General features: G+C 60.4%; 21 protein-coding genes and 1 pseudogene. 8 read left to right on the plus strand and 14 right to left on the minus strand.

The genetic code is table 11. From position 1 onward, the window contains the following. Positions 1-115: 115 nt before the first annotated feature. Positions 116-841, minus strand: coding sequence for a peptidoglycan editing factor PgeF (pgeF, locus tag HU730_RS09355; protein ID WP_186526965.1), 726 nt, complete (start codon positions 839-841; stop codon positions 116-118). Then, on the minus strand, positions 838-1800 hold the full coding sequence (rluD, locus tag HU730_RS09360; protein ID WP_003188422.1) for a 23S rRNA pseudouridine(1911/1915/1917) synthase RluD: 963 nt from the start codon (positions 1798-1800) through the stop codon (positions 838-840). Before rluD ends, pgeF begins: the two co-directional genes overlap by 4 nt. Positions 1801-1949: 149 nt before the next feature. Here rluD and HU730_RS09365 point away from each other — a divergent pair, with 149 nt between their 5' ends. After that, positions 1950-2975 (plus strand): outer membrane protein assembly factor BamD, encoded by a 1026-nt coding sequence (locus HU730_RS09365; protein ID WP_034128050.1) that lies wholly within the window; start codon positions 1950-1952, stop codon positions 2973-2975. Between the two features lie 127 nt (positions 2976-3102). After that, positions 3103-3336, plus strand: coding sequence for a PP0621 family protein (locus tag HU730_RS09370; protein ID WP_034128051.1), 234 nt, complete (start codon positions 3103-3105; stop codon positions 3334-3336). Here the strand turns inward: HU730_RS09370 and thiO are convergent. From thiO to pilV, 5 genes are read right to left on the minus strand one after another with little or no spacing between them, the layout of a single operon-like run. Then, positions 3323-4432: a glycine oxidase ThiO gene (thiO, locus tag HU730_RS09375; protein ID WP_186526966.1), complete on the minus strand. Its 1110-nt coding sequence runs from the start codon at positions 4430-4432 to the stop codon at positions 3323-3325. The genes HU730_RS09370 and thiO overlap by 14 nt on opposite strands. Positions 4433-4491: 59 nt before the next feature. Further along, positions 4492-4896 (minus strand): type IV pilin protein, encoded by a 405-nt coding sequence (locus HU730_RS09380; protein WP_054896885.1) that lies wholly within the window; start codon positions 4894-4896, stop codon positions 4492-4494. Positions 4897-4907: 11 nt separating this feature from the next. Next, entirely contained in the window at positions 4908-5438 is a 531-nt protein-coding gene (locus HU730_RS09385) for a PilX N-terminal domain-containing pilus assembly protein (protein ID WP_186526967.1), read from the minus strand. Between the two features lie 5 nt (positions 5439-5443). Continuing rightward, positions 5444-6151, minus strand: coding sequence for a prepilin-type N-terminal cleavage/methylation domain-containing protein (locus HU730_RS09390; protein WP_034128055.1), 708 nt, complete (start codon positions 6149-6151; stop codon positions 5444-5446). Beyond that, a complete protein-coding gene (gene pilV / locus HU730_RS09395) occupies positions 6148-6630 on the minus strand; it encodes a type IV pilus modification protein PilV (RefSeq protein ID WP_034128056.1) in 483 nt (160 codons plus the stop codon). The genes HU730_RS09390 and pilV overlap by 4 nt, the downstream gene beginning before the upstream one ends. A gap of 197 nt (positions 6631-6827) precedes the next feature. Here pilV and HU730_RS09400 point away from each other — a divergent pair, with 197 nt between their 5' ends. Then, positions 6828-7409: a GspH/FimT family pseudopilin gene (locus HU730_RS09400; protein WP_034128057.1), complete on the plus strand. Its 582-nt coding sequence runs from the start codon at positions 6828-6830 to the stop codon at positions 7407-7409. On the opposite strand, the gene ispH is transcribed toward HU730_RS09400, so the two are convergent. The 6 genes from ispH to murJ all read right to left on the minus strand — a co-directional run bounded on the left by ispH (position 7363) and on the right by murJ (position 14884). Continuing rightward, on the minus strand, positions 7363-8310 hold the full coding sequence (gene ispH / locus HU730_RS09405) for a 4-hydroxy-3-methylbut-2-enyl diphosphate reductase (RefSeq protein ID WP_032893637.1): 948 nt from the start codon (positions 8308-8310) through the stop codon (positions 7363-7365). The two genes, HU730_RS09400 and ispH, sit on opposite strands and share 47 nt — an antisense overlap. Before the next feature lie 181 nt (positions 8311-8491). Continuing rightward, positions 8492-8929, minus strand: coding sequence for a peptidylprolyl isomerase (locus HU730_RS09410; protein WP_169855857.1), 438 nt, complete (start codon positions 8927-8929; stop codon positions 8492-8494). Positions 8930-8936: 7 nt separating this feature from the next. Continuing rightward, on the minus strand, positions 8937-9449 hold the full coding sequence (lspA, locus tag HU730_RS09415; RefSeq protein ID WP_014716859.1) for a signal peptidase II: 513 nt from the start codon (positions 9447-9449) through the stop codon (positions 8937-8939). Beyond that, a complete protein-coding gene (ileS, locus tag HU730_RS09420; protein WP_096144161.1) occupies positions 9442-12273 on the minus strand; it encodes an isoleucine--tRNA ligase in 2832 nt (943 codons plus the stop codon). The genes lspA and ileS overlap by 8 nt, the downstream gene beginning before the upstream one ends. A 14-nt stretch (positions 12274-12287) precedes the next feature. Beyond that, positions 12288-13226, minus strand: coding sequence for a bifunctional riboflavin kinase/FAD synthetase (ribF, locus tag HU730_RS09425; RefSeq protein ID WP_003188404.1), 939 nt, complete (start codon positions 13224-13226; stop codon positions 12288-12290). A 119-nt stretch (positions 13227-13345) separates the two neighbouring features. Continuing rightward, a complete protein-coding gene (gene murJ, locus HU730_RS09430; protein WP_096144160.1) occupies positions 13346-14884 on the minus strand; it encodes a murein biosynthesis integral membrane protein MurJ in 1539 nt (512 codons plus the stop codon). A gap of 253 nt (positions 14885-15137) precedes the next feature. Here murJ and rpsT point away from each other — a divergent pair, with 253 nt between their 5' ends. Together rpsT and HU730_RS26670 are read left to right on the plus strand one after the other, a co-directional pair. Beyond that, on the plus strand, positions 15138-15416 hold the full coding sequence (rpsT, locus tag HU730_RS09435; protein WP_003188401.1) for a 30S ribosomal protein S20: 279 nt from the start codon (positions 15138-15140) through the stop codon (positions 15414-15416). Positions 15417-15495: 79 nt separating this feature from the next. After that, positions 15496-15609 (plus strand): annotated as a pseudogene (locus HU730_RS26670) (outer membrane lipoprotein carrier protein LolA); the annotation flags it as partial. An 86-nt stretch (positions 15610-15695) separates the two neighbouring features. Here the strand turns inward: HU730_RS26670 and HU730_RS09440 are convergent. Continuing rightward, positions 15696-16181 (minus strand): peptidylprolyl isomerase, encoded by a 486-nt coding sequence (locus HU730_RS09440; RefSeq protein WP_003188398.1) that lies wholly within the window; start codon positions 16179-16181, stop codon positions 15696-15698. Here HU730_RS09440 and HU730_RS09445 point away from each other — a divergent pair. The 3 genes from HU730_RS09445 (at position 16180) to HU730_RS09455 (ending at position 19546) form a co-directional block, all read left to right on the plus strand. Continuing rightward, positions 16180-16467 carry a DUF3565 domain-containing protein gene (locus HU730_RS09445; RefSeq protein ID WP_078802457.1) on the plus strand — a complete coding sequence of 96 codons (288 nt, stop codon included), beginning with the start codon at positions 16180-16182 and terminating at the stop codon, positions 16465-16467. The genes HU730_RS09440 and HU730_RS09445 overlap by 2 nt on opposite strands. A gap of 79 nt (positions 16468-16546) precedes the next feature. Beyond that, positions 16547-18646 (plus strand): phosphate acetyltransferase, encoded by a 2100-nt coding sequence (gene pta, locus HU730_RS09450; protein WP_003188396.1) that lies wholly within the window; start codon positions 16547-16549, stop codon positions 18644-18646. Next, positions 18647-19546 carry an acyltransferase gene (locus tag HU730_RS09455; protein WP_034128062.1) on the plus strand — a complete coding sequence of 300 codons (900 nt, stop codon included), beginning with the start codon at positions 18647-18649 and terminating at the stop codon, positions 19544-19546. The last annotated feature ends 62 nt before the right edge of the window (positions 19547-19608 follow it).

The following is a 19608-nucleotide window of genomic DNA, read 5'->3' on the forward strand; positions in this document are numbered from 1 at the left end:
AGGCCGGAGCTATGAACAAACACATCCTGAATGAAGAAACCTGCCAGATACCCTTATAGATGGGGTGGATTCTGGGCGTTTCAAGCGGCGGACGGTTGATACAGATCAGGACAGTCTAGCGTTCAAGCCAGATAAGGGAGGCGAATCGGCCCGTACGCGGGCTGCGGCGATAAGAAAAGAAACGCGGGTCGGTCACAGTGCACAAACCGCCACCATACACAGCGGAAACACCGCGCACTCCCAGACGCAGACGCGCCAGCTGGTAGATGTCGGCCATGAACTTGCCAGCGTTGTGGCTGGGAACAAAGGCTTCAGCGGTGGCCGGCAGTTGCTGCATGAACACTTCACGCACCTCCGGGCCAACTTCGAAGGTTTGCGGGCCAATGGCAGGGCCGAGCCAGACCAGAACGTCTGCGGGAGCGCTATCCAGGCTTTCGAACGCGGCCTCCAGCACCCCAGCGGCCAAGCCACGCCAACCGGCATGGGCTGCAGCAACGCGGGTGCCCGCTCGATTACAGAACAGCGCAGGCAGGCAATCGGCGGTCATGGATGTGCAGGCGATGCCAGCGGTGCTGGTCCAACTGCCGTCTGCCTCGACAGTACGGCCCGGATCGGCCTCAACCACCTGAGTGCCATGGACTTGACGCAACCAGGCAGGCTGGATATCGAAGGCGTCACTCAGGCGACGACGATTTTCAAGGACCGCCTCAAGGCTGTCCTCGACATGATCGCCCAGGTTGAGGCTGTCGAACGGCGCCAAGCTGACGCCGCCCGCACGGGTGGTGACGCAGGCTTTTACCCGGGCCGGCGCGGGCCAGTCAGGTATCAGCCAGTCATTCATCCGACAAACGCCTCGCGATCCTGCTTGAGAAGCGAAAGCAGCCAGACCAGATCGTCTGGAAGTGGCGATTCCCAGCTCATGCGCTTACCGCTCGTCGGATGATCCAGTTCCAGGAAGCGTGCATGCAGTGCCTGGCGCGGGAACGTCTTGAGCGACTCAACCATGGTCTGGCTGGCCGCCGGCGGAATACGGAAGCGGCCACCGTAGGCTGGGTCGCCGACCAACGGAAAGTTGATGTGCGCCATGTGCACGCGAATCTGGTGGGTACGCCCGGTTTCCAGCTTGACCCGCACATGGGTGTGGGAGCGGAAACGCTCCAGCACACGGTAGTGGCTGACGGCCTGCTTGCCGCCCTCCATCACCGCCATACGCTGGCGCTGCTGGCCGTGACGACCAATGGGCGCGTTGATTTTGCCACCGGCCACAACGACGCCGATCACAATGCACTCATAGATGCGGCTGACGCTACGGCTCTGCAATTGCGTAACCAGTTGCGTCTGCGCCTGAATGGTCTTGGCTACCACCATAAGGCCGGTGGTGTCCTTGTCCAGACGGTGCACGATGCCGCAGCGCGGCACATTGATGATGTCCGGCACGTGGTGCAACAGGGCATTGAGCAAGGTGCCATCAGCGTGCCCGGCGGCCGGGTGAACCACCAGGCCCGCGGGTTTGTTGATGACCAGGATGTCGTCGTCTTCATAGACGATATCCAGCTCGATGTCCTGGGCAACCCATTCTCCCTGGGCTTCCTGCTCGGCAGTCAGCTCAAGAATCGCACCGCCATGGACTATGTCTCGCGGGCGGATAACCGCTCCATCCACAGTCAGGCGGCCGTCTTTGATCCAGGCGGAAAGGCGCGAGCGCGAGTGCTCAGCGAATAATTGTGCGGCGACTTGATCGAGGCGTTGGCCGCCCAATTCGGACGGCACCTCTGCGCGAAGTTCAATTTTATCGGACATGCTCAGACTAGGCGTGGCGTAGCCTTTGGTTTCGGCTGCGCGCTTGTGGTTAAATACGGCGTCTTTTGCCCCGAGGCTTCCAACGGGGCGCTCATCATAACAGGACGGCCCCGCCCAAGACAGCGGCCGTCATAGGGACGCAAGCCGCCATGCAAGTGAAACACCTGCTGCTGATCGCCATCCTCGCCATGACTGCTGCTTGCTCGTCAACAAAGGACGTCGTCGACGAAAACCTGAGCGAAGTCGAGCTGTACCAGCAAGCTCAGACAGACTTGGACAATAATAGCTTCACCAGCGCCACAGCGAAGCTGAAGGCATTGGAGTCGCGTTACCCGTTCGGCCGCTATGCCGACCAGGCCCAGCTTGAGCTGATCTACGCCAACTACAAGAACGCCGAGCCGGAAGCTGCCAAGTCCGCTGCCGAGCGTTTCATCCGCCTGCACCCGCAGCACCCGAACGTGGACTACGCCTACTACATGAAGGGCCTGACCTCGTTCGACCAGGATGTTGGCCTGCTGGCGCGCTTCCTGCCGCTGGACATGACCAAGCGCGACCCGGGTGCTGCCCGCGACTCCTATAACGAGTTCGCCCAGCTGACCAGCCGCTACCCCAACAGCCGCTATGCGCCGGACGCCAAGCAGCGCATGATCTACCTGCGCAACCTGCTGGCTTCGTACGAGATCCACGTGGCCCACTACTACCTGACCCGTCAGGCTTATGTGGCCGCAGCCAACCGTGGCCGCTACGTGGTGGAAAACTTCCAGGAAACCCCATCCGTGGGTGACGGCCTGGCCGTGATGACCGAGGCTTACCAGCGTCTGCACCTGGACACCCTCGCGACTACCAGCCTGGAAACCCTGAAGCTCAACTACCCTGACCACCCTAGCCTGAAAGACGGCCAGTTCGTGCCTCAGGTTGACGAAGCGGACAACCGTTCGTGGCTGAGCAAGTACACCCTGGGCCTGATCGAGTCCCGTCCACCGCTGCCGCCGGGTGAAACCCGCGCCAACCAGGACGTGATCAAGCAGTACCAGGACGCCAAGGACGCCATTCCTTCGGAGCTCAAGCCGCACGACGAGAACGGCGATGTGATCGAAGAAGAAGAGCCGCAAGCCCTGGGCGACAACCAGGACCGTTCGTGGTTCAGCTACATGACCTTCGGTGTGTTCGACTGATTGTTCGACGCAACGCAAAAGGGAGCTCTGAAGGAGCTCCCTTTTTTATGAGCGAGTATTTATTGCCCTGTGCGCCCGTGACCACCTTGGCTAAACTGGCGCATTCCTTTGCGAGAAACTGCCCATCATGCTTCGTCTACTGTTCTGGATTGCCGTCATTGCTGCCGCGGTATGGTTCTGGCGCAAATTCAAAAACCCTGCCTCCCGTCAGCAACGGCCTGCCGAGCCGGATGCAGCCCTGATGGTGCGTTGCGCTCACTGTGGCGTGCACCTGCCGCAGGACCGCGCACTGAGCTCACGTCAGGAATGGTACTGCACCCAGGCGCACCTGGAACAAGGGCCGAAGTCTATCCAGCGTTGAGGCGACCTGCGGGGGCGTAAGGCGCTGGATCGATGATCGGAGCCCGCGCCAGCAGCAAATCGGTGAACAACTGGCAAGATGCCGGTGCGAGTACCAGACCATTGCGGTAATGCCCACAATTGAGCCACAGCCCCCTGAAGCCAGGGACCTCACCGATAAACGGTATACCTTCGGGTGAGCCAGGCCGCAAACCGGCCCAATGCCCGACCACTTCAGCGTCCGTCAAGGCGGGAATCAGTTCCTGCGCAGATGCCTTGAGGCTTTCAAGCGCGGTGTCGGTCGGCGTCTTGTCGAATCCCTCATGCTCCAACGTGCTGCCGATCAGGATGTGCCCATCCCGCCGCGGGATCGCATAACGCCCCTTGGCCAGGACCATGCTGGATAAAAAATCGGACGCGCATTTGTACAGGATCATCTGGCCTTTAACCGGCTCCACGGGTAGCCCCAAGCCCAGCGTATCCAGCAGTTGCCCGCTCCAGGCGCCGGCCGCGAGCACCACGTGATCCCCCAAAACGTGGCCCGTAGCGGTATTCACACCCACCACCCTGCCGCCGCCGAGTACAAAGCCCGACACATCGCATTGCTCGCGAATCGTCACGTTCGGCAACGCCAGCAGCGCCGCCTTCAATGATTTGACCAGGCGCGGGTTGCGAATATTGGCCACGTTGGCCATGTAGATCGCCTGGGAGTAGCCGCCCCCCAGCACCGGCACCGCGTCATGGGCCGCCGATACATCCACCTTGCTCAACGGTCGCCCTTCACGGGCAGCCCAGGCCAGTGCTTGCGCTTCGTCATCCAGGTCGAGCCAATACAAACCCGTGGTATGTACCTCCGGATCGACGCCGGCAGCAGCAAATAGCCGTTGCGCCAGTTGAGGGTAAAAATCCTGGGACCAATGGGCCAAGGCAGTGACCGCCTGGCTATAGCGCCACGGGTACAACGGCGAGACAATCCCACCGCCCGCCCAGGAAGCCTCTTGCCCAAGCCCACCTCGCTCCAGCAGCGTGACCGCCTGGCCCTCACTGGCGAGGTTGTACGCCGTCAACAGACCGATTACTCCGCCGCCGACAATCACTACTTGCTGTTGCTTAGCCATCATTTGATCCAGCCGATAAACAGGGAAAGGCGCGCCCGGCGCCCACGCTTCAAGTACGCTCATCCTTGCCCCCAGCAGACCTTGGGCGACATTTCAGGCCCTGCTCCCGGGTTGCCGCGCATACCGGTGCTGGTCAAGCTGAATGCTGCGCACGCGTCGTTCGCCATGACCGAGTCCGCAGCGGGTGTGGCGAGCAGGTCAAAATCCTGAGGGTTGAGGACGGCACTGATTCTATAATGATCATTGCCCGCGCTGACGTCGCCTGCATCAATAAAAGTGCCATTCCTCGTATAAGAACGCTCCAGTTGCTGGGCCTGTTCGCTCAACAACGCGACGATCTGCGCCCGATACGCCTTCTTCACCTGGCTGAGGTACCCGGGATACGCAATCCCGGCCAGCAACGCGATGATCGCCACAACGATCAGTAACTCAATCAGGGTAAAACCCTGGCTCTCCTTGCCCATCCGATTGCTCCTTATTGGAGTTGCCGCCATAAGACCCGTCGAAACCTGACGCGGCCGCCCTCCTCTACACGGGCATAGACCGTCTCCAGCACCGTGCGCGATTGCCCCGCGAGACCGACCGAAGTGACTCGAAAAAGCGTGGCCAGGGAATGGGACGGCAAATGAGCCAGCCCTTTACCCTCGCCGAGGGATTGAATGCCATAAAACCCATTCTTCAAGGCAAGCCAGGTGATCGCCGAGACAGGGTTCGTCCCGGCCGCCGTCAAGGAAAACGCTTCAGCAGGCGGCGCACAACGGGTGATCGAGTGGCAGACAGGCATCGCCTGGCCAACCTTTTGCACGGCCGATTCCCCCAACCTCAGGCCGCTTTCGGCAGATTGAAACGATTGATTGCGATGCCACAGGCTGCTCGCGACTTTTTGCTGGGAGACCGCAGCCTGTATTGATGACACTCCCACCTGCGACAGCACCAACAGGAACACCAGACTGATCAGCAGCACCACGCCGGTCTGCCCTGCTCGAATGCCACCATGCATGGTCATTGCCCCTACCCCAGCCGATTTCGCAGTGCCGCCACGACACTGTAGGTCTGGTCCTTCACCCGCCCAGAGGGATCTTGAAGGGTCATGAGAATGCGCACGCTGCGTATCAGCGACTCATCGGCCGGATGGCTGTCATAGCGCACCACAACTGTCGATACCGAGGTGGCCGCCATGCCGAAGCTGACGTCGAATGCCCGCACGTTATCCATCAATACTGCCTTGGCCGGTGCTGCCGGGGTACTGATCTTCAACTGACCCGATTCGTAGGTGTAGGTAAGTTGGCGTATGCCAAAGCGAAGTTGGCCGGGTTCGGCTCCGGGTGGTGTGCCTGCATAAGCCCTGGCCGTCTCCTTGCAGTCGGACAACACTGTCCAGTCAGTCTTGCCGACGCCATCGCCGACATTCGCGGTCACCAGCGTCAGTGACTTCGCACTCCCCGCCGCCTCCCAGCTTATCGGCCGATCAAAGGCTGCCGGAGCATTGTCGATAGCGGCCACGGCCAAACACCCCAGCATGCCTGCCTGGCGAATATCCTGGGTGATCTTGCTCAGCACAAACCGCGCATCATCCTGCAGCAGCATGGCGGCCTGCTGGCTGGCATGGGTCAACCGCGAACTGATCAGTATCTGGCTCGCCCCCAGTATCAAGACCAACCCGATGGCAAGCGCCAGCAACACTTCCACCAGACTGAAACCTCGCCCAAGACGCTTCATTGCGACACTCCCTGTTCATTACTGATGCGACTGGTCAGGGTGAAGGTTTCCCGCGCCCCTGGGCGGTTTGCTGCTCGGGCATCCGCCCAACTGATGCTGATGGTGACCTCTTGCCCGTTCACCACCACTGAACCTTTGGCATCCTCGCCGGCAAAACCCGTGATATTGGCCTCGAAATCGTGCAGGTCGAGGTCACGCACGCTGGCGGTGGCAGTGTTGGGCGGCGCCAGCTCCGCCCTGCCCCATGTGTAATCGGCGCCAGCATTGGTGCGAATGCGGTCGAGCATGTCATAGGCAATAAAACTGGCTTGGCTGGTCATCCTGGCGCTGTTGGTGTACTTGAGCGCGTTGAGTTGCAGCACCGCAGCGCCCATCAGGCCGATCGCCAAAATCAACAGCGCTACCAGCACCTCGACCAGCGTCATGCCGGATTGGCGCGAGTGCGCAACGCGCAGGAATCGGTTCTGGCAGGCTGGCATTTCCGTCGTCATCCATGTCGAAGGCCGGTGAAAAAAAGCAGGCAAGACCTGCTGTGCGACCCAAGACTAGCGTCGGTTTTCGAGCGGCGCTGCTCCCGGAACAAAGGGAAATACTTTGGACATAAAGGCCATCATCCAGCGCCAACGACCAAGCGCTATACCTAGAAAACCTACTCGTGCCCAAGGAGGGAACGCACATGAAACAAGAAGGTTTCACCCTGATTGAGATGTTGCTGGGGCTGATCGTCACCAGTTTCCTCGCGCAACTGGCCGTACCCGGTTTCAAGGGTTTACATGAATCGCAGCAACGACAAAACGTGGCCCAAGCACTTGCCTCCGGGCTGCGCTACGCACGCACCGAGGCCATCGCGCGTAACCGGGCGGTGGTCATTCATGCAAAGGACGAGGACTGGAGCCTGGGATGGCGCGTGATACTGGATGTGAGTGGGCGCGGCCACCTGGATGACGACAATCCGGTATTGCTGGAGCGCGAGAGCAATGGGCGCGTGCCGGTCGCCGGTAATGGCCCGGTTACGAGCCAGGTGCGCTTCAGCGGCCTGGGGGAGCCAGTGTTCGCCGGCGGGGGATTTCGTGCCGGCACCGTGCATGTGTGTGGCAAGGACCAGGCACAGAGCCTGTATCAGATCGTGCTGGCCCCCAGCGGGCGCGTCAGCCTGCGCAGTGACAAGACCGAACAGGCCTTATGCCGAGGCTATTCCAGCACCCTGGCCGTCAGAGCAGCGAGCGGACCCGCAGTTCCTTGGGCATCGAGAACGTGATGTTTTCTTCACGACCCGCCAGCTCATCGGCGCCGGTAGCACCCCAGGCTTGCAACTGTTGGATCACACCGCGCACCAGCACTTCCGGAGCGGAGGCACCCGCCGTGATGCCGATACGCTCAACGCCATCGAACCAGCTGCGCTGCATGTCTTCGGCACCGTCGATCAAGTACGCCGGCGTGGCCATGCGTTCGGCCAGCTCACGCAAGCGGTTGGAGTTGGAACTGTTAGGGCTGCCGACCACCAGCACAACATCACACTCATTCGCCAGTTGCTTGACCGCATCCTGGCGGTTTTGCGTGGCGTAGCAGATGTCATCCTTGCGTGGGCCGCCAATGGCCGGGAAACGCGTGCGCAGGGCATCGATGACGCGGCTGGTATCGTCCATGGACAAGGTGGTCTGGGTAACGAAAGCCAGGCGGTCGGGATTGTGCACCTGCAAGTTGGCGACGTCTTTTTCGTCTTCAACCAGGTAGATGGCGCCGCCGTTGCTGGCGTCGTACTGGCCCATGGTGCCTTCGACTTCCGGGTGACCGGCATGGCCGATCAGGATGCATTCGCGACCGTCGCGGCTATAACGCGCCACTTCGATGTGCACCTTGGTTACCAGCGGGCAGGTGGCATCGAACACTTTTAGGCCACGGCCGGCCGCTTCGGTACGTACGGCCTGGGACACGCCATGGGCACTGAAGATGACGATAACGTCGTCGGGTACCTGGTCGAGTTCTTCGACAAAGATCGCACCGCGTGCGCGCAGGTCTTCGACCACGAACTTGTTATGCACGACTTCGTGGCGCACATAAATCGGCGGCCCGAAGACTTCCAAGGCGCGGTTGACGATTTCGATCGCCCGGTCCACGCCAGCGCAGAAGCCACGGGGGTTGGCGAGTTTGATTTGCATGCTGTGCCTCGTGCCTTGCAGGCCAAGAAATTGGATCAACTCAGCTCTATAGAATAAGCGTCTGTGTGAGCGGGCTTGCCCGCGATGCAAACGTCTCGATGTATCAGGTACACCGAGGTGATGCTATCGCAGGCAAGCCAGCTCCCACACAAGCCAGCCCCACAGGAACCGGTTTCGTCAGTTAGAGCGCTTTAACGTCGATGATTTCAACATCAAACGTCAAGGTTTTACCGGCCAACGGATGGTTGAAGTCGATGGTCACTTGCGCATCATCGAAGGCTTTAACCACACCGGGCAATTCGGTGTTTGCCGCATCATTGAAGATCACCAGCAAACCTTCCGACAGATCCATACCTTCGAACTGCGAACGCGGGATGATCTGCACGTTTTGCGGGTTGGGTTGGCCGAAGGCGTTTTCCGGCAGGATCTGCAGGTTGCGCTTGTCGCCCGCCTTGAACCCGAACAATGCCGCTTCAAAACCAGGCAGCAGGTTACCGTCACCAACCTTGAAGGTCGCCGGGGCTTTGTCGAAGGTGCTGTCTACCGTGTCGCCATTCTCCAGGCGCAATGCGAAATGCAAAGTGACTTCCGTGTTCTGGCCGATGCGTTGCTCAGCCAATACCTGATCAGTCATTGACGGTTTCTCCGGTTTTCTTGCTCTTGAACATATCCAGCGCCAGCATGATTGCACCAACGGTGATGGCGCTGTCGGCAAAGTTGAACGCCGGGAAGTAGTGGCGGTTCTGCCAGTGCACCAGGATGAAGTCGATCACATGGCCCAGGGCGATGCGGTCATACAGGTTACCCAGCGCGCCGCCCAACACCAGGGCCAGCGCGATAGCCAGCCAGGTGTCGTCGCGACCCAGGCGCTTTAGCCACACCACGAGCACGGCACTGACCACCACGGCGATCAGCGCGAACAGCCAGCGCTGCCAGCCACCGCCATCAGCGAGGAAGCTGAAGGCGGCACCCGTGTTATAGGCCAGGGTCCAGCTGAAGTAATCCGGGATCACCACGATTTGCTGGAACATTTCCAGGGAGCCCTCGAAGTGAGCCTTGCTGACCTGGTCAATGACCAGCACCAGCAGGCTCAGTACGAGCCAGCCCAGACGTCCGAAACGACTGGCTGTATTAGGCATAGTGACGAACCTCGCCTTCACCGCTGATGTTATCGACACAACGACCGCAGATTTCCGGGTGCTCAGGGTTCACGCCGACATCTTCACGGCAGTGCCAGCAACGGGCGCATTTAGGGAAGGCCGACTTCACCACCTTGAGCTTCAGGCCCGGCACCTCGGTGACCACGGCATCTGCCGGGGCCTGGACGAAAGGTGCCAGGCTCGCGGTGGAGGTGATCAGTACGAAGCGCAGTTCGTTGCTCAGCTTGGCTAGGTCGGCAGTCAGGCCGTCCTCGGCAAACAAGGTGACTTCGGCTTGCAGGTTGCCGCCCACGGCCTTGGCCGCACGCTGAACTTCCAGCTCCTTGTTCACCGCAACCTTGACGGCCATGACGCCTTCCCAGTACTCGCGGCCCAGTTCGAAGTCGGCCGGCAGTTCGGTCAAGCCTTCGTACCAGGTGTTGAGCATGACGGACTCGTTACGCTCGCCCGGCAGGTATTCCCACAGCTCGTCGGCGGTGAACGCCAGGATCGGTGCGATCCAGCGCACCAGCGCTTCGCTGATGTGGTACAGCGCGGTCTGCGCCGAACGGCGAGCTTTGCTGTTGGCGCCGGTGGTGTACTGGCGGTCCTTGATGATGTCGAGGTAGAAACCGCCCAGCTCCTGCACGCAGAAGTTGTGGATCTTGGAGTAGACATTCCAGAAGCGGTATTCGCCGTAGTGCTCTTGCAACTCACGCTGCAGCAACAGGGTACGGTCCACGGCCCAACGGTCCAGCGCGAGCATGTCTTCGGCCGGCAGCAGGTCGGTGGCCGGGTTGAAACCGGTCAGGTTCGACAGCATGAAGCGCGCGGTATTGCGGATACGACGATAGGCGTCGGCGCTGCGTTGCAGGATCTGCTCCGAAACAGCCATCTCACCCGAATAGTCAGTCGAGGCCACCCACAGACGCATGATGTCGGCGCCCAGGGTGTCATTGACCTTTTGCGGCGCAATCACGTTGCCCAGGGATTTGGACATCTTGCGGCCGTTCTCGTCGACGGTGAAACCGTGGGTCAGCAGTTCGCGGTACGGTGCGTGGTCGTCGATGGCGCAACCGGTCAGCAGCGACGAGTGGAACCAGCCACGGTGTTGGTCCGAACCTTCCAGGTACAGGTCGGCGCGCGGGCCGGTCTCGTGACCCATCGGATGCGAGCCACGCAGCACGTGCCAGTGAGTGGTGCCCGAATCGAACCACACGTCGAGGGTGTCGCTGATCTTGTCGTACAGCGGCGCTTCATCGCCCAACAGCTCGGCGGCGTCCAGCTTGAACCAGGCTTCGATACCTTCCTGCTCAACGCGCTGGGCCACAAGCTCCATCAGTTCGACGGTGCGAGGATGCAGCTCGCCGCTTTCCTTGTTCAGGAAGAACGGAATCGGCACGCCCCAGTTACGTTGGCGGGAGATGCACCAGTCCGGACGATTGGCGATCATCGAATGCAGGCGCGCCTGGCCCCAGGCCGGAACGAACGTGGTGTCTTCGATGGCCTTGATCGCGCGGTTACGCAGGGTATCGCCGCTGGTCGGCTCTTTGTCCATACCGATAAACCACTGCGCAGTGGCGCGGTAGATCAGCGGGGTCTTGTGGCGCCAGCAGTGCATGTAGCTGTGCTTGATGGTTTCGGTGTGCAACAGCGCGCCGACTTCCGAGAGCTTGTCGATGATCGGCTGGTTGGCCTTGAAGATGAACTGGCCGCCGAAGAACTCCAGGGACGGCGCGTACACGCCATTGCTTTGCACTGGATTCAGAATGTCGTCGTTGACCATGCCATAGGCTTTGCAGGTCACGAAGTCGTCTACGCCATAGGCGGGCGCAGAGTGAACAATGCCAGTGCCGGCGCCCAGCTCCACGTAGTCCGCCAGGTACACCGGCGACAGACGGTCATAGAACGGGTGACGGAAGTTGATCAGCTCCAGCGCGGAACCCGTGGTGGTAGCGATCACCGAACCTTGCAGCTCGTAACGCGCCAGGCACGACTCGACCATTTCTTCGGCCAGCACCAGCAGGCGATCACCGACGTCCACCAGGGCGTAGGTGAATTCCGGGTGCACGTTCAGCGCCTGGTTGGCCGGGATGGTCCACGGGGTGGTGGTCCAGATCACGATGGCCGCTGGCTTGCTCAGGCTTGCCAGGCCAAAGGCCTCGGCCAGCTTGGCGTCGTCGGCGATCGGGAAGGCCACGTCGATGGTCGAGGACTTCTTGTCTTCGTACTCCACTTCCGCTTCGGCCAGGGCCGAACCGCAGTCGAAGCACCAGTTCACGGGCTTGAGGCCCTTGAACACGAAACCGCCTTTGACGATTTCGGCCAAGGCGCGGATTTCACCGGCCTCGTTCTTGAAGTTCATGGTCTTGTAGGGGTTGTCCCACTCGCCGAGCACACCCAGGCGGATGAATTCAGACTTCTGCCCTTCGATCTGCTCGGCGGCGTAGGCACGGCACAGTTCGCGGGTCTTGTCCGCGCCCAGGTTCTTGCCGTAAGTCACTTCGACTTTGTGCTCGATCGGCAGGCCGTGGCAGTCCCAACCCGGGACATACGGCGCGTCGAAGCCCGACAGGGTTTTGGAGCGCAGGATCATGTCCTTGAGAATCTTGTTCAGCGCGTGACCGATGTGAATCGTGCCGTTGGCATAAGGAGGGCCGTCGTGCAGGACGAACTTCGGACGATCCTTGCCAATTTCGCGCAACTTTCCGTACAGGCCAATACTGTCCCAGCGCTGCAGGATCTGCGGTTCGCGCTGTGGCAGGCCGGCCTTCATTGGGAAGGCGGTGTCCGGAAGGTTTAGCGTGGCTTTATAGTCGGTCATTTAAGGCTCTTCGGTTAGCGATGGGCGCTAGGTGCGGCTAGTGCACGGGCGGCGGCGACATCCGCATTGATCGCCGTTTTCAACGCCTCCAGGGAGGCGAAACGCTGCTCTTCACGCAGCTTCTGGTGGAAAACCACCGTCAAACGCCGGTCGTATAAATCACCGGCAAAATCCAAAAGGTGAACTTCCAGGTGGGCCTTGCCATCACCTGCAACCGTGGGTCTGACGCCTATATTGGCGACTCCCGGCCACGATTGGCCATCGATGTCGACGCTTACCAAGTAAACCCCGGTCAGCGGCACACGACGGCGCTTGAGTTGCACGTTGGCGGTTGGCGTGCCCAATTGGCGCGCCAGCTTCTGGCCGTGCAATACCCGTCCGGCAATGCGGAACGGGCGGCCGAGCAAACGCTCGGCCAGGTCGAAGTCGGCGGCGGCCAGGGCGTTACGCACCTGGGTGCTGCTCACGCGCAGGCCGTCCAGTTCGACGGTTTGCGCGGCCTCGACAGTGAAACCCTGATTCACACCGGCATGTTGCAGGAAATCGAAATCCCCGACCCGGTCACAACCGAAATGGAAGTCGTCGCCGACCTCCAGGTGCTGCACACCCAAGCCGTCCACCAGGATGCGGTCGACGAACTCGGCGGCGCTGAGGCTGCGCAAACGCTGGTTGAATGCCAGGCAGAGGACACGGTCCACGCCCTCCTCCGCCAACAGCTGCAACTTGTCCCGCAAGCGCGCCAAGCGTGCCGGCGCCGTTTCCGGGGTAAAGAACTCCCGCGGTTGTGGCTCAAAAATCACCACGCAGCTGGGCACGCCCAACTCGACCGCACGCTCGCGCAGCCGAGCCAGGATAGCCTGGTGGCCACGGTGAACACCGTCAAAGTTGCCAATAGTGGCGACGCAGCCCCGATGCTCGGGGCGCAGGTTGTGGAGACCTCGAACCAGCTGCATAACGCGCTTCTTGCTCATAAAGTGGTCGATTATAACCACACCCAGCCCCGGACGACAGGCAACAGCGCAGGCCAAATGGGTCGAATCGATAAAACAACCGTTTTATCGCGGCAAACTCTCTATCCCAACGACTTGCGATTGAAATCACGCAGGCGGAAACCCTGCAACAGCAACATCCCGAAGTACACCACCACGCCCGCCACTACCAATGCGCCCAGGCGCATGAAGCGCTCCAGCATATTGCCTTGGCCCCAGGCCGGCATGATGTGCATCAGGCCAAACAGCACAACCGACATCGCTGCTACCGCCACCAGCAACTTGAGCGCAAACACCCCCCAGCCTGGCTGCGGCTGGTACATCTGTTTTTTGCGCAATTGGTAAAACAGCAGGCCTGCGTTTATGCATGCCCCCGCGCTGATCGCCAAGGCCAGGCCGGCGTGGGCCAACGGGCCGATAAACACCAGGTTGAGCAGTTGCGTGACAACCAGGGTAAAAATCGCGATTTTCACCGGCGTGCGGATGTTTTGCTGGGCATAGAAGCCGGGCGCCAGCACCTTGATCACGATAATGCCGAGCAGGCCGACAGAGTAGGCGACCAACGCATGCTGGGTCATCAAGGCGTCATGGGCGTCGAACTGCCCGTATTGAAACAGCGAGACCGTCAGCGGCTCGGCGAGAATGCCCAGGGCCAGGGCGCACGGCAACACCAGCAGAAAGCACAGGCGCAGGCCCCAATCGAGTATGCGTGAGTATTCCTGGCGATCCTTGCTGGCGTATGTACGCGCCAGGGTCGGCAGCAGGATGGTGCCCAACGCCACGCCCAGCACACCGGATGGCAATTCCATCAGGCGGTCGGCGTAGTACATCCACGACACCGAGCCGGACACCAGCAACGAGGCGAACGCGGTGTTGATGATCAGGGAAATCTGACTGACTGACACTCCGAGGATCGCCGGCAGCATGTTGCGCATGACACGCCAGACGCCGGTGTCCTTGAGATTCAGGCGCGGCAGTACGAGCATGCCGATTTTTTTCAGGTGTGGCAGCTGGTACAACAACTGTGCCAGCCCGCCGGCCAGCACCGCCCAGCCCAGGGCCATGACGGGTGGATCGAAATACGGGGTGAGGAACAGCGCAAAAATAATCATGCTGACGTTCAGCAAGGTCGGCACAAAGGCCGGTACCGAGAAACGATTCCAGGTATTGAGGATCGCCCCGGCGAGCGAAGACAGGGAAATCAGCAATATATAAGGAAAGGTCACCCGCAGCAGATCAGTGGTCAGCGCGAACTTTTCCGGCGTATTGGCAAAACCGGGCGCCGTGGCCCAGATCACCCAGGGCGCGGCGAGCATCCCGACGATGGTTACCAGCATCAGCACCAGCGTCAGCAAACCCGAGACGTAGGCGATGAACGTACGAGTCGCCTCCTCGCCATGCTGGGTCTTGTATTCGGCCAGAATCGGCACGAACGCCTGGGAAAACGCGCCTTCGGCAAAGATCCGCCGCAACAGGTTGGGCAGTTTAAAGGCAATAAAGAAGGCATCGGTGGCCATGCTGGCGCCAAAGATGCGGGCCAGCAGGGTGTCACGCACAAACCCCAAAACCCGGGAGATCATTGTGATAGAGCTGACGGCAGCCAACGATTTGAGCAGATTCATTGAAAGAGTTTGCGCCTATAGATAAAGAGCAGGCGAACTACGCGCCCACTTATGCGATACTGCGCGCCTGCAACAGCACAGAGCCAAAGCTCGCGAGTTTACAGGTCAAGCGCCGGAAATAAATCACCCGCCTCTTCAGATCGACCACTCAGCAGTTCGCATCAGCCGCACTTGACAACCCGTCAAGTCATCGGCATGATTCGCGGCCTATTTTGTTTGCTATTTCCTAAAAAGTCTTTCGAGGAGCTCGACGGTGGCCAACACACCTTCCGCCAAAAAACGTGCAAAACAGGCTGAGAAGCGTCGCAGCCACAACGCCAGCCTGCGTTCCATGGTTCGCACCTACATCAAGAATGTAGTCAAAGCCATCGACACCAAAGACGCTGAAAAAGCTCAAGCAGCTTACGTTCTGGCTGTGCCTGTTATCGACCGTATGGCCGATAAAGGCATCATCCACAAGAACAAGGCCGCTCGCCATAAGAGCCGCCTGAATGGCCACATCAAGGCTCTGAGCGTTCCTGCTGCAGCCTAAGTGGTAACAACTGCAACGCAGCCCAGGCTGTGTAACAGTTAAGAAATGCCCCGTACCGAAAGGTCCGGGGCATTTTTGTTTGCCCCTGAAAACTGTAGGAGCGAGCTTGCTCGCGAAGATCGTTAACGATAACGCGGGAAGCCTGGCGCCCGGCGGGGCTCTCAGGTTTTTCGCGAGCAAGCTCGCTCCTACAGAAAGTTGACCGGGAATATTCTCAAGGCAAAAAAAACGCCCCGAACCAGTCGGGGCGTTTTTGCTACCACCTGATCAAAACATCAATCAATGGTGATGACCGCCTTCACCGTGGACGTGGCCGTGAGCCACTTCTTCCTGGGAAGCGTCGCGGATGGCCACGATCTTCACTTGGAAGTTCAGGCGCTGGCCAGCCAGAGGGTGGTTGCCGTCAACGGTAACGTCGTCGCCGTCCAGGTCGCGGATGGTGACGATCTGCATTTGGCCGTCCGGCGCGGAAGCGTGGAACTGCATGCCCACTTCCAGCTCATCAACACCTTCGAACATGCTGCGGCTCAGGGTGCTGACCAGTTCGGCGGAGTATTCGCCGTAGGCATCTTCAGGTTCTACGGCGACAGTCAGTTCGTCACCGACGTTCTTGCCTTCCAGAGCCTTTTCCAGGCCCGGGATGATGTTGCCTGCGCCTTGCAGGTAAACCAGCGGCGCGCCGCCGGCGGAGCTGTCGATGACCTCACCAGCGTCGTTGGTCAGGGTATAGTCGATGGAGACAGCCTTGTTAGCGGCGATCGTCATGGGGCGAGACCTTTTGCAAAAGAATGAAGAACGGACAAGTCTAAACAAGGATTTGCCCGAAAGCGAACGGAACCCGGACGGACGGGGCCGATCAACGGTCACGATCACAGGTTTTCATCAAGACGACGATGGGCACTGGGTGGCCGAGCTGTCTTGCGGCCACACCCAGCACCTGCGCCACCAGCCGCCCTGGCAGTCGCGCGCCTGGGTGCTCGACCCCGCGCAACGCCTTGAAAAAATAGGCCAGGCCTTTGCGTGCGGCTGGTGTGCGCAAGGGCACGAATAACGATAACCTTGGCGCCTGATTCGCGGTAGGCACTCACCCATAGAGCGCCACCCAAGCCATGCACCTCCAGAGAATTCGCATGCAGACTTTTTTTATCGCGCCCACCGATTTTGGTGTGGGTCTGACCTCCATCAGCCTTGGGCTGGTGCGCACACTGGAAAGGGCCGGCCTTAAAGTCGGCTTTTTCAAACCCATTGCCCAGCCACACCCTGGCGATACCGGGCCGGAACGCTCTACCGAGCTGGTGGCGCGCACCCACGGCCTGAAACCGCCGCAGCCCCTGGGCCTGGCTCACGTAGAGCGCATGCTCGGCGACGGCCAGCTCGATGAGTTGCTCGAAGAGATCATCACCCTTTACCAACAGGCAGCCGTAGGCAAAGACGTGCTGATCGTCGAAGGGATGGTGCCGACCCGCAGCGCCAGCTACGCGGCACGGGTCAACCTGCACCTGGCCAAGAGCCTGGACGCGGAAGTGATCCTGGTCTCGGCGCCGGAAAATGAAGTGCTCACCGAGCTTTCCGGCCGTGTGGAATTGCAGGCCCAACTGTTTGGCGGCCCCAAAGACCCGAAAGTGCTGGGCGTAATTCTCAACAAGGTACGCACCGACGAAAGCATGGAAGCCTTCTCGGCGCGCCTCAAAGAGCATTCGCCGCTGTTGCGCAGCGGTGATTTCCGGCTGCTCGGCTGCATCCCCTACCAACCCGAGCTGAATGCCCCGCGCACCCGCGACGTGGCCGACCTGATGGGCGCGCAGATCCTCAACGCCGGCGACTACGAAAGCCGGCGCATGACCAAGATCATCATTTGCGCGCGCACCATGCGTAACACTGTCGAGCTGCTCAAACCCGGTGTGTTGGTGGTAACCCCGGGAGATCGCGATGACATCATCCTCGCCGTCAGCCTGGCCGCCATCAATGGCGTGCCGCTGGCCGGGCTGCTGCTGACCAGCGACACCCTGCCCGACCCACGCATCATGGATCTGTGCCGAGGCGCCTTCCAGGCCGGGTTGCCGGTGTTGTCGGTGAGCACCGGCTCCTATGACACCGCCAACCAGCTCAATAGCCTCAACAAGGAAATCCCTATCGATGACCGCGAGCGTGCGGAAATCATCACCGACTTCGTCGCCAGCCACCTCGATGCGCGCTGGCTGCACCAGCGCTGCGGCACGCCAAGGGAGATGCGCCTGTCGCCGGCAGTGTTCCGTTACCAGTTGATCCAACGCGCCCAGGCCGCCAACAAACGCATCGTGTTGCCCGAAGGTAGCGAGCCGCTGACCGTACAGGCCGCCGCGATCTGCCAGGCCCGCGGCATTGCCCGTTGCGTGCTGTTGGCCAAGCCTGCGGATGTGGAGGCAGTCGCCCGCGCCCAAGGTATCGACCTGCCCGAAGGCCTGGAGATTCTCGACCCCGACCTGATTCGCCAACGCTACGTGGAGCCAATGGTCGCCTTGCGCAAGAGCAAAAGCCTCAACGCGCCCATGGCCGAGCAGCAACTGGAAGACACCGTGGTGATCGCCACCATGATGCTCGCCCTCGACGAAGTGGATGGCCTGGTCTCCGGCGTGATTCACTCCACCGCCAACACCATTCGCCCGGCGCTGCAGCTGATCAAGACCGCGCCGGGCTGCACCCTGGTGTCGTCGGTGTTCTTCATGCTGTTCCCCGAGCAGGTGCTGGTGTACGGCGACTGCGTGATGAACCCGCACCCAAGCGCTGCGGAACTGGCGGAAATCGCCCTGCAAAGCGCCGACTCGGCGGCGGCGTTCGGCATCACGCCACGGGTGGCGATGATCAGCTACTCCAGCGGTGACTCGGCCAGCGGCGAGGAGGTGGAAAAAGTCCGCGAAGCCACCCTGCTCGCCCACGAACAACAAAGTTCGTTGCTGATCGACGGCCCGTTGCAATACGACGCCGCCGCCAACGAAAACGTCGCCCGACAACTGGCGCCCAACAGCCAGGTGGCGGGCAAGGCCACCGTCTTTGTATTCCCGGACCTGAACACCGGAAACACCACCCACAAAGCCGTACAACGCAGCGCCGATTGCGTGAGCCTGGGGCCGATGCTTCAGGGCCTGCGCAAACCGGTCAATGACCTGCCACGTGGCGCCCAGGTGGACGACATCGTGTACACCATCGCCCTGACGGCGATCCAAGCCGCCAACCGACCCATGGATATCTAAATGCTGGATTTTCTACCTGCCGCCGTGCGCGGGGTGATCGCTTCGCTGTTGCTGGCGCTGAACACGATCCTGCTGTGTTCGTTCCTGTTCATCGTGGCGCTGTTCAAGGCGCTGCCATTCGCCAAGCGCTTGAGCGAATGGCTGATGAACCACACCCACGAAGCCTGGGTCACCAACAACAAGGGTTGGATGAACCTGGTGCGCCGTACGCGCTGGCACCTGACTGGCCTTGAGGGCCTGGACTACCAGCACTCGTACCTGGTGACCAGCAACCATCAGAGCTGGGTCGACATCATGGTGTTGCAGTACGTGCTCAATCGGCGCATTCGCCCCCTGAAGTTCTTCCTCAAGCAAGAGCTGATCTGGGTCCCGGTGATTGGCCTGGCGTGGTGGGCACTGGGCTTTCCCTTCATGAAGCGCTACAGCAAGGCATATTTGGAGAAGCACCCGGAGAAGAAAGGCAAAGACCTGGAAACCACGCGCAAGACCTGTGCGAAGTTTCGCGACAACCCCGTGGGGATTTTCAACTTTGCTGAAGGCACACGCTTTACGCCGAGCAAGCATGCGCAGCAGCAGTCACCGTTTCGCTACCTGCTTAAACCCAAGGCGGGCGGCATTGCGTTTGTGCTGGATGCCATGGGCGAGCAGCTCAAATCACTGATCAATGTGACCATCCACTACCCCGGCGGGCGCCCAGGTTATTGGGACTTGCTGTGCGGCAACGTGAAGGACGTGGTGGTGCACTTTGAAGAGGTGCAGATCCCGGCCGAGTTCATCGGCAAGAATTATGAGCAGGATGGGGAATATCGGTTAGCGTTCCAGGGCTGGATCAACCAGTTGTGGCAAGACAAAGATGCATTGCTGGAGCAGCTTCACAAAGACTTTCCGGCCAGCCGCTGATCACATGTGGAAGCAAGTTAATGTGGGAGCTGGCTTGCCTGCGATAGCGGTGGATCAGCTAA

This window comes from Pseudomonas sp. SWRI22, assembly GCF_014268395.2.
Lineage (GTDB): Bacteria > Pseudomonadota > Gammaproteobacteria > Pseudomonadales > Pseudomonadaceae > Aquipseudomonas > Aquipseudomonas paracarnis.

Excerpts from the sequence above, each read along its gene's own strand:
- HU730_RS09455 (WP_034128062.1), top strand. The coding sequence starts at position 18,647 with ATGCTGGATTTTCTACCTGCCGCCGTGCGCGGGGTGATCGCTTCGCTG.
- HU730_RS09390 (WP_034128055.1), bottom strand. The coding sequence starts at position 6,151 with ATGAAGCGTCTTGGGCGAGGTTTCAGTCTGGTGGAAGTGTTGCTGGCG.
- HU730_RS09370 (WP_034128051.1), top strand. The coding sequence starts at position 3,103 with ATGCTTCGTCTACTGTTCTGGATTGCCGTCATTGCTGCCGCGGTATGG.
- rluD (WP_003188422.1), bottom strand. The coding sequence starts at position 1,800 with ATGTCCGATAAAATTGAACTTCGCGCAGAGGTGCCGTCCGAATTGGGC.
- ileS (WP_096144161.1), bottom strand. The coding sequence starts at position 12,273 with ATGACCGACTATAAAGCCACGCTAAACCTTCCGGACACCGCCTTCCCA.
- HU730_RS09365 (WP_034128050.1), top strand. The coding sequence starts at position 1,950 with ATGCAAGTGAAACACCTGCTGCTGATCGCCATCCTCGCCATGACTGCT.
- HU730_RS09440 (WP_003188398.1), bottom strand. The coding sequence starts at position 16,181 with ATGACGATCGCCGCTAACAAGGCTGTCTCCATCGACTATACCCTGACC.
- murJ (WP_096144160.1), bottom strand. The coding sequence starts at position 14,884 with ATGAATCTGCTCAAATCGTTGGCTGCCGTCAGCTCTATCACAATGATC.
- lspA (WP_014716859.1), bottom strand. The coding sequence starts at position 9,449 with ATGCCTAATACAGCCAGTCGTTTCGGACGTCTGGGCTGGCTCGTACTG.
- ribF (WP_003188404.1), bottom strand. The coding sequence starts at position 13,226 with ATGCAGCTGGTTCGAGGTCTCCACAACCTGCGCCCCGAGCATCGGGGC.
- ispH (WP_032893637.1), bottom strand. The coding sequence starts at position 8,310 with ATGCAAATCAAACTCGCCAACCCCCGTGGCTTCTGCGCTGGCGTGGAC.
- HU730_RS09385 (WP_186526967.1), bottom strand. The coding sequence starts at position 5,438 with ATGACCATGCATGGTGGCATTCGAGCAGGGCAGACCGGCGTGGTGCTG.
- pilV (WP_034128056.1), bottom strand. The coding sequence starts at position 6,630 with ATGCCAGCCTGCCAGAACCGATTCCTGCGCGTTGCGCACTCGCGCCAA.
- pta (WP_003188396.1), top strand. The coding sequence starts at position 16,547 with ATGCAGACTTTTTTTATCGCGCCCACCGATTTTGGTGTGGGTCTGACC.
- HU730_RS09400 (WP_034128057.1), top strand. The coding sequence starts at position 6,828 with ATGAAACAAGAAGGTTTCACCCTGATTGAGATGTTGCTGGGGCTGATC.
- HU730_RS09380 (WP_054896885.1), bottom strand. The coding sequence starts at position 4,896 with ATGGGCAAGGAGAGCCAGGGTTTTACCCTGATTGAGTTACTGATCGTT.
- thiO (WP_186526966.1), bottom strand. The coding sequence starts at position 4,432 with ATGGCTAAGCAACAGCAAGTAGTGATTGTCGGCGGCGGAGTAATCGGT.
- pgeF (WP_186526965.1), bottom strand. The coding sequence starts at position 841 with ATGAATGACTGGCTGATACCTGACTGGCCCGCGCCGGCCCGGGTAAAA.
- HU730_RS09445 (WP_078802457.1), top strand. The coding sequence starts at position 16,180 with ATGGGGCGAGACCTTTTGCAAAAGAATGAAGAACGGACAAGTCTAAAC.